General features: G+C 47.2%; 18 protein-coding genes and 1 tRNA gene. 10 read left to right on the top strand and 9 right to left on the bottom strand.

Annotated features, from left to right (window positions below):
• Nucleotides 1-213 precede the first annotated feature (213 nt).
• Entirely contained in the window at nucleotides 214-807 is a 594-nt protein-coding gene (locus Q4Q46_RS09195; RefSeq protein WP_011848195.1) for a YhgN family NAAT transporter, read from the bottom strand.
• 219 nt (nucleotides 808-1,026) lie between these two features.
• On the opposite strand from Q4Q46_RS09195, the gene Q4Q46_RS09190 reads away from it, so the two are divergent.
• Together Q4Q46_RS09190 and Q4Q46_RS09185 are read left to right on the top strand one after the other, a co-directional pair.
• On the top strand, nucleotides 1,027-2,697 hold the full coding sequence (locus tag Q4Q46_RS09190; protein WP_311905838.1) for a ZIP family metal transporter: 1,671 nt from the start codon (nucleotides 1,027-1,029) through the stop codon (nucleotides 2,695-2,697).
• A gap of 61 nt (nucleotides 2,698-2,758) precedes the next feature.
• Nucleotides 2,759-3,556 (top strand): NRDE family protein, encoded by a 798-nt coding sequence (locus Q4Q46_RS09185; protein WP_311890548.1) that lies wholly within the window; start codon nucleotides 2,759-2,761, stop codon nucleotides 3,554-3,556.
• A gap of 67 nt (nucleotides 3,557-3,623) precedes the next feature.
• On the opposite strand, the gene Q4Q46_RS09180 is transcribed toward Q4Q46_RS09185, so the two are convergent.
• Nucleotides 3,624-4,076, bottom strand: coding sequence for a YybH family protein (locus tag Q4Q46_RS09180; protein WP_311905782.1), 453 nt, complete (start codon nucleotides 4,074-4,076; stop codon nucleotides 3,624-3,626).
• Between the two features lie 129 nt (nucleotides 4,077-4,205).
• On the opposite strand from Q4Q46_RS09180, the gene Q4Q46_RS09175 reads away from it, so the two are divergent.
• Complete coding sequence (locus tag Q4Q46_RS09175; RefSeq protein WP_261271974.1) at nucleotides 4,206-4,769, top strand: lysophospholipid acyltransferase family protein; 564 nt, start codon at nucleotides 4,206-4,208, stop codon at nucleotides 4,767-4,769.
• Nucleotides 4,770-4,796: 27 nt separating this feature from the next.
• On the top strand, nucleotides 4,797-5,420 hold the full coding sequence (locus Q4Q46_RS09170; RefSeq protein WP_259544538.1) for a LysE family translocator: 624 nt from the start codon (nucleotides 4,797-4,799) through the stop codon (nucleotides 5,418-5,420).
• On the opposite strand, the gene Q4Q46_RS09165 is transcribed toward Q4Q46_RS09170, so the two are convergent.
• Nucleotides 5,417-6,685, bottom strand: a complete 1,269-nt coding sequence (locus tag Q4Q46_RS09165; RefSeq protein ID WP_106648587.1) for a mechanosensitive ion channel family protein — start codon at nucleotides 6,683-6,685, stop codon at nucleotides 5,417-5,419. The genes Q4Q46_RS09170 and Q4Q46_RS09165 overlap by 4 nt on opposite strands.
• 208 nt (nucleotides 6,686-6,893) lie before the next feature.
• Between Q4Q46_RS09165 and Q4Q46_RS09160 the strand changes: the two genes are divergently transcribed.
• The gene (locus tag Q4Q46_RS09160) at nucleotides 6,894-7,472 is read left to right on the top strand and encodes a TonB-dependent receptor (protein WP_126490905.1); all 579 of its coding nucleotides are present in this window, start codon (nucleotides 6,894-6,896) and stop codon (nucleotides 7,470-7,472) included.
• Nucleotides 7,473-7,508: 36 nt separating this feature from the next.
• Here Q4Q46_RS09160 and Q4Q46_RS09155 read toward each other — a convergent pair whose 3' ends face one another.
• The gene (locus Q4Q46_RS09155; protein WP_311905781.1) at nucleotides 7,509-7,901 is read right to left on the bottom strand and encodes a DUF1090 domain-containing protein; all 393 of its coding nucleotides are present in this window, start codon (nucleotides 7,899-7,901) and stop codon (nucleotides 7,509-7,511) included.
• A 232-nt stretch (nucleotides 7,902-8,133) separates the two neighbouring features.
• On the opposite strand from Q4Q46_RS09155, the gene Q4Q46_RS09150 reads away from it, so the two are divergent.
• On the top strand, nucleotides 8,134-8,760 hold the full coding sequence (locus tag Q4Q46_RS09150) for a DUF3157 family protein (RefSeq protein ID WP_063881930.1): 627 nt from the start codon (nucleotides 8,134-8,136) through the stop codon (nucleotides 8,758-8,760).
• A 138-nt stretch (nucleotides 8,761-8,898) separates the two neighbouring features.
• Entirely contained in the window at nucleotides 8,899-9,894 is a 996-nt protein-coding gene (locus Q4Q46_RS09145) for a DUF481 domain-containing protein (RefSeq protein ID WP_311905780.1), read from the top strand.
• On the opposite strand, the gene Q4Q46_RS09140 is transcribed toward Q4Q46_RS09145, so the two are convergent.
• Both Q4Q46_RS09140 and Q4Q46_RS09135 read right to left on the bottom strand, forming a co-directional pair.
• Complete coding sequence (locus Q4Q46_RS09140; RefSeq protein ID WP_311905779.1) at nucleotides 9,877-10,329, bottom strand: VOC family protein; 453 nt, start codon at nucleotides 10,327-10,329, stop codon at nucleotides 9,877-9,879. The genes Q4Q46_RS09145 and Q4Q46_RS09140 overlap by 18 nt on opposite strands.
• A gap of 18 nt (nucleotides 10,330-10,347) precedes the next feature.
• Entirely contained in the window at nucleotides 10,348-10,986 is a 639-nt protein-coding gene (locus tag Q4Q46_RS09135) for an MliC family protein (RefSeq protein WP_311905778.1), read from the bottom strand.
• Between the two features lie 402 nt (nucleotides 10,987-11,388).
• Here Q4Q46_RS09135 and Q4Q46_RS09130 point away from each other — a divergent pair, with 402 nt between their 5' ends.
• Complete coding sequence (locus Q4Q46_RS09130; RefSeq protein ID WP_311905777.1) at nucleotides 11,389-12,024, top strand: hypothetical protein; 636 nt, start codon at nucleotides 11,389-11,391, stop codon at nucleotides 12,022-12,024.
• 206 nt (nucleotides 12,025-12,230) lie between these two features.
• A complete protein-coding gene (locus Q4Q46_RS09125) occupies nucleotides 12,231-13,565 on the top strand; it encodes a M48 family metallopeptidase (RefSeq protein WP_106648601.1) in 1,335 nt (444 codons plus the stop codon).
• Nucleotides 13,566-13,704: 139 nt separating this feature from the next.
• On the opposite strand, the gene yedF is transcribed toward Q4Q46_RS09125, so the two are convergent.
• The 3 genes from yedF to fdhD form a co-directional block, all read right to left on the bottom strand.
• Nucleotides 13,705-13,938 (bottom strand): sulfurtransferase-like selenium metabolism protein YedF, encoded by a 234-nt coding sequence (gene yedF, locus Q4Q46_RS09120; protein ID WP_107946196.1) that lies wholly within the window; start codon nucleotides 13,936-13,938, stop codon nucleotides 13,705-13,707.
• Entirely contained in the window at nucleotides 13,938-15,152 is a 1,215-nt protein-coding gene (gene yedE, locus Q4Q46_RS09115) for a selenium metabolism membrane protein YedE/FdhT (protein ID WP_311905776.1), read from the bottom strand. Before yedE ends, yedF begins: the two co-directional genes overlap by 1 nt.
• 110 nt (nucleotides 15,153-15,262) lie before the next feature.
• Nucleotides 15,263-16,099: a formate dehydrogenase accessory sulfurtransferase FdhD gene (gene fdhD / locus Q4Q46_RS09110; RefSeq protein ID WP_311905775.1), complete on the bottom strand. Its 837-nt coding sequence runs from the start codon at nucleotides 16,097-16,099 to the stop codon at nucleotides 15,263-15,265.
• 141 nt (nucleotides 16,100-16,240) lie between these two features.
• Here fdhD and Q4Q46_RS09105 point away from each other — a divergent pair.
• Nucleotides 16,241-16,335 (top strand) — tRNA-Sec (locus tag Q4Q46_RS09105).
• Nucleotides 16,336-16,357 lie beyond the last annotated feature (22 nt).

Raw genomic sequence — 16,357 nt, 5'->3', positions numbered from 1 at the left:
TATCTATCTCAAGATAGAGAGACAGAGTTTTTGACATTATCAGCACTGCGTTGAAGTAACAACTTGATACATTGCTTCGCTGGCACGATTTACACTTTTGTCAGCGTTTATTCAGCAAACCTCTATGCTGAGGGCATTCCAGCCAAATCCCTGCCATAAAAAAACCGCATTAATAGCGTTAATGCGGTTTCGATTTAAGCGAGCGAGATAAATTTAGCCGGCGGTTTTTAGATAATTTGAAATACCGTCGAGGAACATTTGTACTGAGATCATGACCAATACCATGCCCATCAAACGCTCAACCGCAGTGAGGCCTTTTTCACCCAGCACACGGGTGAAGAGTTTATAAAACATTAAGATCACTGCGCTTGCCCCCCAAGCAGACACTAATGCTATGGTCCAATCGCCCATGCGTGAGCTATCGGTATGCGCCAGTAGAATCAAAGCGGCAAGAATCGATGGACCTGCCATCAAGGGAATGGCCATAGGTACGATAAATGGCTCTTCTCCCGCGGCTAATCCAACGACACCACCGGGTTGAGGGAAAATCATTTTAATCGCGATAAGAAACAGAATAATCCCGCCTGCAATACTCACAGACTCAGAGCGAAGATTTAAAAAGCTTAAGATAGCCTCACCCGCATAAAGGAAAGACAGCATGATCACTAAGGCGAAGAGTAACTCGCGGATCAATACCTTACGGCGTTTCTTAGGATCGATATGCCGTAGAATCGACGCAAAAATCGGCAAATTCCCCAGAGGGTCCATGATCAAAAACAACATTACCGCAGCAGAAAATATATCCATTTAACGTATCAACACCCAAGCCAACATAAGCCCATATTGTATAACCTTTTCTCGTCTTAGATCTGAAAATTTCTCCGCAAAATGGCCAAAGTGAATAAAATTCGCCCCCGAAAACCCCAGCGCAAAATGTCAGTTTGGTAAATTGCCAGCAAGTCACTGCTCACTTTGACTTACAGCTGGTATACTATGGCGTTTTTTCAGCAAATTTCCGTGGAATCCATGCTCTATCTTCTTGCTAGCTGTATCGCACTCTTAATTGGACCACTGTTTTATCGCTACTTTTCATCGGGCAGCGGATTACAGAAGGGGCTCGATGGCTTTATATTCGTCTCATTAGGCGGATTAGTGCTGATCCACATCTTGCCAGAGCTACTTCAGCATGGCGGTTTGTTAGCCGTAGTCTTTGTATTCCTAGGTATCTGGGGACCGACCGCTAGCGAGCGCCTTTTCCACCGTTATTCAGAAATCACCCATAATCTCACCTTATCCCTAGGGATTGGCGGCTTGCTACTGCACACCATCACCGACGGTGGCGCTATGGTATTGGCGCAGCAAGATGGCAATTCGATTTTACTCGCCCTCGGGGTCATTATGCATCGCCTCCCCGTCGGCCTCGCCATTTGGTGGTTACTCAAACCTCAAGTCGGCACCCGCTGGGCTAGCTTAGTGCTGGTCGCTATGATGCTGCTTACGGGTGTAGGTTACTTTGCAGGCGAGCAATTAATCACTCAGCTCAGTTTAGAAAATACCGTTTATTTACAAGCGTTTGTTACCGGTTCGATTTTGCATGTGGTGCTACATCAACCCCACGGTCAACACGATACCGACAAGCAAGGCAAATACGAATACCAAGCTGGCATAGGTAGTTTGCTCGGCATAGGCCTGCTCGTGATGCTGCTCTTGATGGATTCTGGCGGCCACGAACATGCCCACCATGATCACAGCACAGAACAATTAATGACTTGGTTACTGACACTCGCGCCCATATTACTGCTGAGCTATGGTGCGGCTGCGCTGCGCTTCAAATTCGGTTTAACACCGCAGGATAGCAGCTTAGCCCGCCGCTGGTTTCAACGCTTAGCGGGGCCAGAAGCCTTAGTGATCACCGCCCTGTTACTCGGTCCTTGGATAGCGTTATTCCAGTTACTTGTGGTCTTTATTCTTAGCGCTTATTTAAGCCACGCTAACGTCACTATTACCGATCCGCATACTAAATTACCTAGCAATGCCCTGCGTTTCGGCTTTGCACATTTAGTCGATCGCAGCGCACCATGGATTTTACTCAGCCTAGTCCTAGTGAATTTAATCGGCCATCCTTCGGTGCCATTAAGCAATCCGCTGCTGCAGGTTATAGTGCTGTTACTCGTATTTTTACCTATGCGTTTCTGCAACTTAGGCGCAGCGGTGCTGGCTCTTGCACTGGCCTATAGTGGCTGGAGCCCTATCGCGATTATCATGCCGCTGATTGCCGCACCAGTGCTTAACATAGCGCAGCTTAAGTTAATGACATGGCCACAAAGGGCAATATTACTGAGTATTATTGCGCTGAGTTTAGTCGCTGCACTGCGTCTACCACTGTGGTTCTCGCTGTTCACTTTACCGGAAGTGGTGAACTTAATCGCGCTGCTGATCCTGTCGGGATTATTTGCCGCCAGCTTACTACGCTTAGGCCCACGTAAATTTTTACGCCGCTTAATGCTGAGCAAACCGGTAGCGAACTCGCATAGTCATTCACACGCGCATGGACATTCCCACGAACATGCACATAGCCATGAACCTAGCGCTTCGCACGCATCTGTTCAAAGCACGACTGAAATACCTAGTGCCCATGATCATTCCGATGAACATACACACGAAAAAGCAAAAGCGGATAAGCACTCGCACCACTAACACTGTTCATTTGTGAGCAGACAGGCTAAGTTAATCTACCTTTGGATTAATTTAGCCTGCTATGTGCATACTCTTTGTCGCCATTAATGCCCATCCTAAGTATCCCTTAATCATCTGTGCCAACCGTGATGAGTTTCACCATAGACCGACCGCACCAGCACACTTTTGGCCACCGGAAGAAAACATACTCGCAGGAAAAGATCTGCAGGCGGGCGGCACTTGGTTTGGGGTGAATAAGCAGGGACAAGTCGCCGCTGTGACGAATTTACGCGTACCGCAAAAGCCCCCAGAAGCCATGCGTAGTCGTGGTGAACTCATCACTATGACACTCAACTCTGGGTCGCTCGTGTGCCCAAATTGGCTCGTTGAGCACAGTGACAATTATCAACCATTCAATCTCATCTTCGGCCAAGGTACTGACTTATATTGTTTTAACAGCATCAATAAAGACACAGTTAAACTCGCCGATGGATTTCATGCCATTAGCAATGGCGCACTCGATGATATTTGGCCGAAAATGGCGAAGGGACAACAAGCGCTAGAAGCCGTGATCAATCAGTCAGACAACCTAGAAGTGCAAGCGCTGTTACAGCTGATGAAAGACGACTCTCAACCACAAGATAATGAATTGCCGAACACGGGAGTGGGGATAGAGTGGGAACGGCGCTTAGCCGCAATTTATATTCGTCACCCCGACTATGGTACGCGCTCCACCAGCATTCTACTTGAGGATACTGAGGGCGGCATGCATTTCACCGAAGTGAGATACGACGGTAAAGGTAGACAGCTCGGACAGCAGGATTTCCATTTAACCCTGCCCGCCGAGCCACCCGCTAAGCCAGACTGTTTACTATCGTAAAGCTCACCTTCTGTGCTGAGTTAAACGCGCACTTTAGTCAGCGCTGTTGTTCAATTAAAACTGCGACTTAGTCCGAACTGTGATCCATAGTGATCACCCAGCGGTCGTCAATTTTCTCAATCAACAGGGTAAACACGCCCGTTGGGGCATCTTTTATCCGCCGTAAATCCCAGCGCCCAACGACCATAGCGGCGTAATTGCTGAGCATTTTGATTTCTTTTATCGTGAACTTCAGCTCACCAAGCGCTTCTTTATTGGGGTAATTTTTCTTATAAGCGGCAAGGGTTTCCTCCCAGCCGTAACGAAACTTACCGTTAGAAACAAAACGCAATTGCTCACTCTTCCAGTAACCTTGCATATAAGCATCGAGATCGCCGCGATTCCAGGCGTCTTCTTGGCCTTTGAGCATCTGCGTAATTTCATCCGTCGGCACCGCACTCACATGGCAAGTCACTAAGAATAAAAGTGTCGCAAAAACACGCTGCCAGCTAGCCTTGTTTAATCGTCCATTTTTCAACATAGTATTGTTCCCCCACAATCAGGTTAAACTGTACTATAGCGAATTCAGCACAGACTATCTTGCTTAAGCCAATTTAAAATCTAAAAAAGCTGATGATATTATTAATTTTTCGACTCTGGGCACCGAACTATGTTTACACCACTTTGCCGTTGGCTACTTAAGCTTTCAGGCTGGCAGATAGAGGGCCAACTGCCCGACAGCGCTAAATACATCATCATAGTCGCGCCGCATACCAGTAACTGGGACTTCATCGTGGGTATCTTAGCCCGTGGGGCGCTTGGCACTCGAATTCACTTTCTCGGTAAACACCAACTCTTTATCCCGCCTTGGGGCTGGTTCTTCCGCGCGATTGGCGGCAGCCCGGTGGATAGGCGCAAAAACAATAACTTAGTCGATGCTGCTGTGCAGCTGTTTGAGTCGAAAACCGATTATAAGCTAGCGTTGGCGCCCGAAGGCACCCGCAGCCCAGTAACACGCTGGAAATGCGGCTTCTACCATATAGCCTGCAAGGCTCACGTGCCTATCACTCCCGTTGGCTTAGACTTTAGCCGCCGCACTGTCGTTATCCGCACGCCACTGCAACCCAGTGGTGATATCGCGACCGACATGCACGAGATTTTGAGCTTCTATCGCACCATTAAAGGCCGTCATCCTAAGGTGATCCCTGATTTTGTGGCGAGTGCGAAACATTAATCTTTCCCCCTATTTAGAGCGGCACACATGCAACCCGAAACTTGGTTACTCTATCTCTTGGCCATTGTATTGATTGGGATCTCACCCGGCCCCATCGCTATGTTGTCTATGTCCCACGGGATCCATTTCGGCAAGATGCGCAGCATAGCCACAGGCCTTGGCAGTGTGAGTGCCGCTTTAGTCTTGATGATGGCGTCAGCGGCGGGATTAGGCGCCATTATCAGCACCTCAGAATACGGTTTTACCTTGCTAAAATGGTGTGGCGCAGCCTATTTAGTGTTTTTAGGCATCAAGTTGTTGTTGACTAAGAACCAAGTTCAACCCCTTGAGATCGGCCAATCAAAAGGCAAAGGCACGCCAAGACAACTTTATCAGCAGGCGTTTCTAGTGGGGATCAGTAATCCCAAGGATTTACTGTTTTTTGCCGCGCTGTTTCCGCAATTTATCGATCTTGCCGCGCCGCAATTACCGCAACTTATGATACTGGCAGCCACTTGGGCAATAGTGGATTTTAGCTTTGTGATGATTTACGCCAGCATGGCCAATGTGCTTGCGCCCAGCCTAAAGGCGAGCAACAAGCTGCATTGGTTTGACAGAAGCAGCGGCGGTGTCTTTCTTACCTTAGCCGCGATTCTGATCAGTCGAGACTAACCCTCGACCTTTACCGATTTCAAGCTGCGAATATCGTTACCCGTTGGCGCTTGGAAAGCCTGCAGACCAAACTCAGGCAATATTGCAAAAACATGGTCGAAGATATCCGCTTGTATCGCTTCATAAAATGCCCAGCGAGTATCGTTAGTGAAGATATAAATCTCGATCGGTAGACCCTCTGTGGTTGGTGCGAGCTGACGCACCATTAGGGTCATGTCCTTGTGCACTTTATCGTGACGCTGTAGGTATTCCTGCAGGTAAGCGCGGAAGGTGCCGACGTTAGTCAAATGGCGACCATTCACTTTCATATCAAGGTCAGAGACTCTGGCATTCGCCTCGCGGATTTCGTTGATTTTGGCAGGGAAATATTCTTTTAAGCAATTGATCTTACTGAGACGTTCGTGCTCTTCCTCGCTCAAAAACTTAATGCTGTTGATGTCGATATTAACAGCGCGTTTGATCCTACGCCCACCCGACTCAGACATACCACGCCAGTTGCGAAACGCATCCGACACTAAGGCATAGGCGGGGATCATAGTGATGGTTTTGTCCCAGTTGCGCACTTTTACTGTGGTCAGCGAAACCTCTTCTACCGCACCGTCGGCTCCGTATTTGTCCATCTGGATCCAGTCGCCCTTGCTCACCATACGGTTAGCCGCTAACTGAATGCCCGCCACGAAACCTAAGATAGTGTCGCGGAACACTAACATCACAAAACCCGTCGCCACACCTAAGCCGCTGAGGAAGTACACAGGCGACTGATCGGCCAAGATGGAGATAGATACGATAATACCGACAAAGAATAAGAACAGCTTAGTTAACTGCACAAAGCTTTTAACGGGTAAACGTCGGCTCACCAGATTGACATCTGAAATTTCATCGACCGCATCTAAACCCGCATAAATAGCGCGGATCATCAGCACCACCAGCCAAATACTCAGCAACCGGTCGATTAAATTACTTAAGATTTGATGTTCGGTTAAGGCGATGGGCACTAATAGATTGAGCACGATTGCAGGCACTAGCATGGCCAGCTTTTCGAGCACTTTGTAACGCATGAACACATCGTCCCAGGTGACTTTGGAGCGCAGGATCACCATGTTGACAGCGCGTATAACTACACGTCGAACAATGAGATAAGCGATACCCGCCAGCAGTAAGCAGGCAATGATCATTATGCTGGTTGATATGCCGTCCGAGGGTTGGCTATCAATCCCAAAGCCCGCTAACCATGCCGAAATTTCGAGCCTTATTTCCTGATCCACAATTCCACTCCAACCTAGGCGCTAGCGCAACAAACCCATACAAAGGTAACCGCCGAGTTGACCTCGGTTAATGTCACCCTAGAAAATACTGATATCCAAACACAATAAATTTACAAACACTTATTTTAAAAGAAATTTTAGCATTTTGAATTGACCGAGCACAAAGGAAAATGAACAATCTTCAACCTGTTCCCAAGGAAATTATCCCATGAGTCGTTATTCATCTATGCTAGCCTGTCTTAGCTTTGGACTATTGAGCCTAAGCCAACCACTTCAAGCTGACGAATATAGCAATTCGAAGCCATTGGTAATCTCAGATAAATCAGAGAAAACCGCCAATCCTTCTTATATCGCCCTCATGCTGGATTACGTTCCCGCCGCAGACAATCTCTACGGCATTACATTAGCACCCTATCATTTCGATAATAATTACCAGCAATGGGGCTATTACCTCGGCTATGCCCGCAGCCGAGAAACCGATGTAATAGTGCCAGAACCCGCGCTGTCATATCGCCAAGAAAGCCTCTTTCGCTTAGGGTTAAGCTACAGCCTCACTGCCGACTTAAGCTTTTATGCGGGCGGCAGCGGCTATATCAGCACTGTGTCTTACACGAATAATATTTCACCCAAAATTGTCGATGGCAAACCCACATGGGAAGAAGATAAAACCACCCGTTGGGGCGCAGAAGCTGGGCTAAGATACCGCATTACAGAACATTTCATCCTGAGCGCGGGCTATAACTCCAGTACAGAATCCACAGTTTTGAGCATAGGTTACGCGGGCTAAGCCTAATGCTTATCCAAACGACTGAGCCTAGGCGACTTATTGGGTTAGCTCGGCTCGCGCCTTAGCAAGCTCCAATTCCACTTCGGCGACCTTATTGCGTTTCTTATTGATTTTATCCATAGAACGACCTTCTTCTATGGCTTTAGCCAACTCGTTTTGGCGCTCAGTCAGTTTTTCTTCTAAAGCCGCAACTTTAGCGACGCGCTCGGCATATAAACTGTCGTCATCACAATGGGTTGAGACTTCGTAATAGGCCTTTTCGAGCCCGTCGACTTTATGTTTATTACCTGCTGCTTTGGCTTGGGCAAGTTCGGCACTGATGGCCTCTAATTTCGCCGCGCAGCCGACTTTAGGGGCGTCATCGGCCCATGCCGCTGCGCTCAATACCAAGCCAATAACGACGCCATAAATTCCATGTTTAATCTGCATCTTAATCTCCTCTCGCTAAATTGATTGATAATGCCGCTATCTGACTGTGTCCTGTCACCGCGCTATCAATATAGTGCCACACTCAGTGAACTCAATCTGTATTCGAGTCAGTATCTTCCAGCTAAATCCACTTTATTCGTCAAAACACGACTTAGACAGTGACTAATATGCGGCAAATTGTTTATGTTAGGGCAGAATATTGACTCAGACGGATATCGGAGCCAGAAAATTAATGCAAACTTCATTACGCCTTAGCGCACTTAGCTCATTGTTATTGCTAACATCATCGGTTATGGCCGCCGACGTAGCTCAAATCACCCTAGAAAATGGCGCCCAAGTCAGACTCAAAGACGACTTTACCTGGGAATATGTGATCACAGAAACCAAAGCCGCGCCCAATGCCTTAGCTGCGACGGCAGTAAGCACCTCAAGCAATGTTGCCAGCGTCCCAAGTGTTGCACTCGCCACTCAAACTGTGGCTGAACCTGTCACCACCTTGACTGCCACCGCAATTGCCCAACCCGAATTATTAGGCTCAACCGGTAAAGATGGCATCAAAGTCAGCTTTACCGGCGGACAATGGAAAGGCGATAAACTTGGACTCAGTTTCGACCTTGCTAGCACCAGCAATGAGCACGTGACCTTAGTCGAAGTCGAAGCCAGCTTCTTCGCCGATAATGGTACTTTATTAAAAACCGAAAAACTCGAAGTCTGGGAAGCCATTTTCCGCATGCCTGAGACCTATCTACGCAAAGGCGAACAGCGTAAAAGCAGCGTCATTTGGGTCGAAGGCATAGATAAAGCCCAATGGCAGAAGCAGCTCATTAACCTCAAAATAACCGAAATTAACTCACGCTAACTGGCAAGGAAGTAAGGGATTGCGAACCAGTTTTCAATCCCTTATCAACACTTTTATCAAATGTTATTGCTTTGTAGAGCCTGTGTTCGAGTAGAATGACAACACTTACTCTCCCTTTATTTTGAGCCCACGAGCAAGATGCATAATCTGATATCCAATCCAGCATTGTACCTTGCTGCTACGCTCTGTAGTCTCAGCCCCTTGTGCTTAGCCGATACGGTTTTCTTGCTCAATGGCGATAAAATTAGCGGTGAAATCAAAGAATTCAACGATCAAGATTTAATCATCAAAACCAGCTATGCCCCTAAGATTGCCATTCAGCGCAGTGCTATTCTCAGTTTTGAAGTCTCAACGCCTAAACCTTGGAGTGTCGGCCGCTCAATACAGGACATCAGTATTCAGGCTTCTGAACAACATGGCATGGTATTGATTAATCACCAACAAACCCCAGTGGATGAGCTGAGATTTTCCCAACACTATACGGACTCAGCTTGGAATTATAACGGCAGCGTAGAAACCACACTCGATGTCACTAAAAACAAGAAAAATAGTCAGAAGCTACATATCAAAGGCGATATCACAGCGGAAACCTTGCAATGGCGACACACTATTAAGACCGAAGTACGCTACGAAACCGAAGATGATTTAACTAAGCGCAATACCCTCGAAGGACACTACTCCTTAGACTATCTAATCAATGAGCATTGGCTGTTACGGCAGGAAAATTTTTATCAAGAGGACAAACTCGGCACAGATACCCATAGCTTCTATGCCGCACTCGGCCCAGGTTATCGTTTTTGGGGTGCGGGCCGTGACAAACTCGATTTTGTCGTAACCTACAACCATTTTTGGCTTGGACAACAGTCTTTTAAGCTAGAGCTTAACGCTTGGGCAGCATCGCTTAATTATAAACAATATTGGTTTGATGGCATTTTAGAGTCCTACGCCGATCTGCAAATTGCCTTCCCAGATATACCAGCGATTGATTACATCTCAAACTCGACCGTTGGACTTAAATATCTGCTCACTCAGCGGATTTATTTGTCATTTAAATATGACTTCAACGACACTCAAACAGTGATAGGTAATACCAGAGATACCAGTTACACCTTAGGATTAGGGGTAAACTTCTAATCCTGAATCCTGATACGCTAACCTGTACGCCATAGGATGCCCATCATTCAATTGCAGTAAATCCCATAAGTTACCGTAGAGATCTTTAAACACAGCGACTGTGCCATAGTCTTGCTCTTGTGGCTCGCGCGCAAATTCGACGCCATCGGCGACCATGCGGCGATAATCACGCCAAAAGTCATCAGTATTCAAGAATAAGAACACCCGACCACCCGCCTGATTACCGATAAAATCGAACTGCTCTGGCTTAGAAGCCCGGGCTAACAAAATAGACGCGCCCTTAGAACCCGGCGGCGCAACGACGACCCAGCGCTTATCTTGCTCGGCTTGATAAGTGTCCTCGACTAATTCGAATTTTAATTTATTAACATAAAAATCAATCGCCTCATCGTAATCTCTTACGACTAAGGCGATATGCACTAGAGCTTGTTTCATGGCAACCTTAAATCAATCCTATTTGGTCACCAGTTTACACGTCATTTCTGGCGCTTCGAAGCCCCAAACCACTTTCGCTTCGCCTTGATGTTCCCAAAGACTTTCATTGCGGCCTTGATACTTAGCACCACTGCCGCTGGGTTGTGCAAACATCAATGAAGTACTATCACCATGTTCAGCAATTAGAGTCGCGGGTTCGGTTTTAAAATAAGTTACTACGACTTCATTAGCAGGACTGCCGTCACAGGCATAAAACACTGGGCCGGTCATATCGACTAAACGGTACTGCGCCTGCAGTTCGGCAATACGGGTTTGATAGCTAGCTTCAATACACGCGTGTTTATCCTCGCTCTTCCAGCACTCATTACGGCCTTTCACCCAACCACGCTGCATCGCTTTTAAAGTCGGTGGCTGTTCATTTTTTGCTTTTTCAAGCGCTTGGCTGTAAACCTCAGCTAACTGATTATCGAGTTGGCTCAGTCCCGCATCCTTACAAACCATAGCTTCGATACTGCCCGCATTGACTTTTGCGCAGTCAAAGGAAGGCGCATCGGCCGCCATGGCGCCTGTACTTAACGAACTCACCATCACAACGGCGGCGCAATACCTAGTGAAGCCCAGTCGATTATTCAACATCTTATTGATTAACTTTACCATCTCAATTCCTTTATATTCTGTGGTTTACTTCAACGCTTGCCATAGCTAACCCTAGATCGGCTTAACCTAACCTGACTCAAAGAGTCATGCCTTAAATTGCATTCAAAATAGTGTAAAAATCGTGATTAAATTCACCTTTATCTCGACCCCACAAGCACTTCATTCTAGTGCTAACAATCAAATTCGGCGAAAGAAATACATCGACTTAGCCACCCGTGTCCACCAGCTTGAACGGACACATTAGCGGACACTCTTACGCCTTCTCGGCAACAATGCGCGGACACTTAAACAATTATTACATTGATAAGTAAGATTAAATTTTTATGGCACAGATTCTGCTGTGGCAGGTTAATGCAACTCTGGCATAACCCGCCGATCCACACAGCCATACAAGGAAACACTATGAATACGCGCACTCAACTTATGGGCAGTCTGTTTATTCTCGCTCTGATCCCAACCGCCATTTGGGCGACTCAAACAAAGAGCCAAGCAACGAGCAGCAGTGCCGATGGAGGTATATCAGTCATCAGCAAATCGGTGCTCAGCCAAAGTCAGCCAGATTTCTCATGGATTTATGTTCAGCAAGATGGCGAAATGACTATTGGCGCTGGTCACAGTGACGATTGGGAGCAACTTGAACGCCAAGGTAATCCTTATCATACCGATTACCTATGGGTGAAAAAAGCAGGCACGCCTTATGTCATCACAGATCCCGCCATAGTGGCGCAAATAAAAACCGCCATCATGCCCATGCAGCAACAGGGTGAGAAAATGAAAGTGTTAGGCGAACAGATGCAGCAAAAAGGCGACGCGATCAACAGCCAAACTCAGCAACTTCTACTCAATATTGCGGCCGATAGAGAAGATCCTCAGATACAGATGGAGATCGACAACCTGAGCACATCAATGGATATGCTTAGTCAACAAATGGATGAGCTAAGCAAAGTTCATGAAAGCCTTTCCAATACCGCAGAGAAGCAAATTGTCAGCCTCGCTCAAGCAGCCATTAAAGCGGGCACGGCGATAAAGGCACCTTAACCGCCTTTGAAAACAGCCAGCACATTTGCCAACAGGCTAAAAGCCGCAAGATCCTGACACAAGCTTCCTACCCCAGTTGCGCTTAATGCTGATTTAACCGAATCACAGAACGGTTAATTTTGGCATTACGCGTGATAGTGGTTGAATTTTCGAGCGAAATTGACTATTTTCACGCCGCTTGTCACTTCACTAGGAAAAGGATCAACATGGAACAAGTTATTACCCCAACCGCAGGGAAAGATAATCCCATCCAAATGACAGATATTGTCTATTCGAAGGAAAAATCGCTGTTCACTCTGTTAGCGATTATCTCAGGGATCGTCTGGGCAGCATTGATCATAGGTACTTTGGGCATGGCCCTGCTCTATGTGTTGATGTTTTTCATTATTTATCTTTTCAGCCACTCCGCTTTTATTAGCTACCTAAAAGGGACGGCTGTCGAAATCAATGCTGAGCAATTCCCTGAATTACATAAACAATATTTAGCATGCTGCGATCGTTTAGAAATGAAAGAGCCACCACGGGCTTACTTGTTGGCCGCCGATGGCATGCTCAACGCGCTGGCAACCCGCTTCCTCGGCCGTAACTATATCGTGTTGTTTTCATCGATTGTGGATGCGCTTGAGTCCGATAAAGATGCACTTAACTTCTATATCGGCCACGAATTAGGCCATATTCGCCGCAATCATATTGGCAAAGCGCCCTTTTTAGTCTTCGCCACTTGGTTGCCTTTAGTTGGCGCGGCTTATTCTCGCGCCTGCGAATATACCTGCGATCTCCACGGGTTACGTTGCTGCAACAGCTTACGTTCTGCCACCAATGCCGTCGCCGTATTAGCCGCTGGCGTAGAGCAATGGAAACGTATGAATGTGGATCAATATATCCGCCAAGCTCGCGAATCGAGTGGTTTTTGGATGTCACTGCACGAGCTTAACGGCAGCTATCCTTGGCTGACTAAACGTATGGCAAGAGTCGACGCCAAAGCGCAGGGAACGGAATACACGCCGCCATCACGCAGTGCGTGGGCATTTGTATTTAGCCTCTTTATGCCACGCATGGGCACAGCTGGCGGTGGACTCATTATTTTTGCTGCAATTATTGGTGTTGCCGCCGCAGTTGCGTTGCCAGCGTACAAGCAATATCAAGAAAAGATGAGTGCAGCCACGAGTTATGAAGCCCCGGCCGCAACCGAAGCGACACCAGCAGCTATGACTGTGCCTGACGCAACACTCGCCATTGCCAGTATCGATCAGCAGCACCAAGCATTAACGCCGATCACCGACATCTTAGTTGGCTATTATCAAACCAACCAAGCATGGCCAACTGAATTAGATGCCCTAAAGCTGACGGACGAGCAGATTGCGACATTTAATTTGTACACAGATGGCATAGTCGGCTTTGTCGGAGGCGAAGCCCTCGGTGATTATCAAGGCTACGAAGTCTATCTATCGCCACAAGTTGATGAGCAAAGCAATATCACTTGGGTATGCAGCAGTAGCGACATTCCCGACGAATATCTGCCAATAGATTGCCAAGGCTAAGCCTGAGTTAACTCGGTTAGATATCGACTAAAGGAAACTTTTCCAAAGGAAGTTAATTGTATTTCCAAAGGAAATAGTAAAAAGGCACAAACTTATGTTTGTGCCTTTTTCAGTTTTACGCCTCAGTGAAAATCAGTCACTAACGCTGGATCAGATAACGAATAGTCGGACCATTCTGCTCAATTTCCAGCACTTTATAACCATGATTTTTAGCATCGAGGGGAATGTTGTTAATAGACTGCGGGCAGTCACTAATCACCTCGAGAATTTCACCGGGCTTTAACTTTGGCATAGCCTCAAGAGTAGCCACTGCGGGATAAGGGCAAGGTTCACCCACCATATCGAGTTGATAATCTGGAATATATTGAGCCATTACGCCGCCTCCGCTAGCAATTGTTCATCCCGCTTCGCCTTACGAGCAAAGAAACGTTTTTCCCACAGCAACATAGCGCCAAAGGAGAGCCCCAGCAGCACATAGGTAAGCAATAATCCGCCTTTATCGCCAAAGCTGGTCAGTAAATTAACTTTGTCCCAGTTCGTTGCTAATGGCTGAGCGATATCATCCCAGTAATACGCCAGTAAGGTTGAACCCAACACGTTACCTAAGCCCACCCACCAGAAATGCACTTGGCCTTCGACTGCACGATACATCCAACCCGTTTCACAACCACCAGCCAGTACAATACCAAAACCAAACAGTAAGCCGCCGATCACCGCATTAGGGCCAGCCCACATGATTTTGGGGGGCACACCCAGTTGCACATAGCTGTAAATGCCTATCGCACTGACCGCCATGCCTAAGATAATCGCCTTCGCCATGTGAGTACGACCAGTGATCCACATATCGCGGAACGCTGAGGTAAAGCAGATTTGCGCCCGTTCGATTAATAAACCAAAACCAACACCACAGAGCATAGCAATGCCTAGTTTAGGCGCATTGAACATAGTCAATAAACCCCAACCGACGATGCCTAAAAACACCAGCATACCGATACGGAAACGACGTCTAGCTTGGTTTTCGTCCTGCTTGATTGAAGTCGCTTTATTTACCTTTTTCAGTTTTATCGGAATACGGAACATAGGTAGTAAGGTAAATCTTGCACCAAAGTAAGAGCCTGCTGCGGTCGCCAAAGCAAAGAACCAAGCATGTAAAGAGAACTGCGGAATACCCGTGAAGAAGGCGGCAAGGTTACAACCCATAGCTAAACGGGCACCAAAGCCAGCAATAATGCCGCCGATCAGTGCCTGAGCAATACGGATACGGCTCTGTGGCATACGCAGTTTGACGTTATTGGCCCAAAGCGCAGCGGCAATACAGCCACCAAACATACCGATAATCATCATGCCGTCGATACGATCTAGAGGAGAGCCCTGCAGACCTATCACTTTGAAATAACCCCAGGTTTCAGGCTCTGCACCTAAAAACTGCAGTAAATGACCACCCCAACGAGTGAATTCCCCAGTAACGGCCCAGAAGGTTCCGGTCAAACCAAAATAGTAAGTAGAAAGGATACCTGCAGCGATAACCGCTGGCATAGGCGCCCAAAAACGGACTAAATATTCTTGTTTAAATTGTTGCCATGTCATGTCATTACCCTAATGAACGAGACTATAAAAAATAAGCGCAATGCGCTTATAACCTGTGTGCCAGAATGATTGAAGTCGTTCGACAACTTCAATCTCAAGTGGCCTCACGCTTAAATGGCTTTAGCTAAGCTGACACACTGCTGCCCCAACAGGCGATAACCGTGGGTGTAAAGCGTTGCCCTGCCATTACGGCAAAAACCGATAAGCGTGATATTGCTTTTCTCTGCTAATTCCAACGCCAGTGAAGTCACGGCGGACATAGCAAACAGAATTTGGATATTGGCACTGGCGGCCTTTTGCACCATTTCAAAACTCGCGCGACTGGTGAGCAATACGGCCACTGGACGTTCCACATTGTGAGCGGAAAAGGCGCCAATTAACTTGTCGAGTGCGATATGCCTGCCTATATCCTCATAGGCGGCGATGATCTGTCCTTGATGGTTAAGCCCCATGGCAGCATGCGTCGCGCCCGTCAGCTTAAAATGCTGTTGATTATCTTTAATTTGCCCAAGTGCGACTTGTAAGTGGCTGATGTCGAATCTGGCATCTGAGTCCACCCGCATAACAGGCTTGACCGCCTCTTCGAGCTGGGCGACACCGCACAGTCCACAACCCGTGCGCCCCGCCATATTGCGCCTTTGTTGTTTGAGTTCCATAAAGCATCGTTGGTTGATTTCCACTTGGATCAACACGCCTTCACGGGTGAATTCGAGTTCTACCCCTTTGATGTCATTGATATGGGAAACGATACGTTCAGACAGCGTAAAACCTATGGCAAAGGCTTCTAAATCTTGGGGGCTCGCCAACATAACGGTATGGGCGATGCCGTTATAGACCAGCGCAACCCGTACTTCATTGGCTAAGTAATCAGTCAGCTCAGATGCGTGTCCATGCTCTAACAGGACCACGTTTCTTTCAGTAACCACTTCATGTGAATGATATTCCATAGCGCCCCTCTAAAACTATAAAATCAAATAAAAACAATTAGTTTGATGACAATTTAAGACTTGTATCACAAACCCATAAACTAAATACGAATCGCCTTGAATCATCTTTAAGCATTTTCTACTATCCCTAAGTCTTCTATTGGAAGAACGTCGTCTCCGGTGAGGCGTCCGGATTTCAAATCCGGGTAGGGCTGCCAGCAGTCCTGGGTAGGTTCGACTCCTATGTTCTTCCGCCAATTCTCATGGGAAAAAAACAAC

Origin of the sequence: Shewanella vaxholmensis, from assembly GCF_031932135.1 — a bacterium.
In the GTDB taxonomy this organism is placed as follows: Bacteria; Pseudomonadota; Gammaproteobacteria; order Enterobacterales; family Shewanellaceae; genus Shewanella; species Shewanella hafniensis.
Note: the sequence above shows the minus strand (reverse complement) of the source record. Positions and strands in the feature narration are given on the sequence as shown.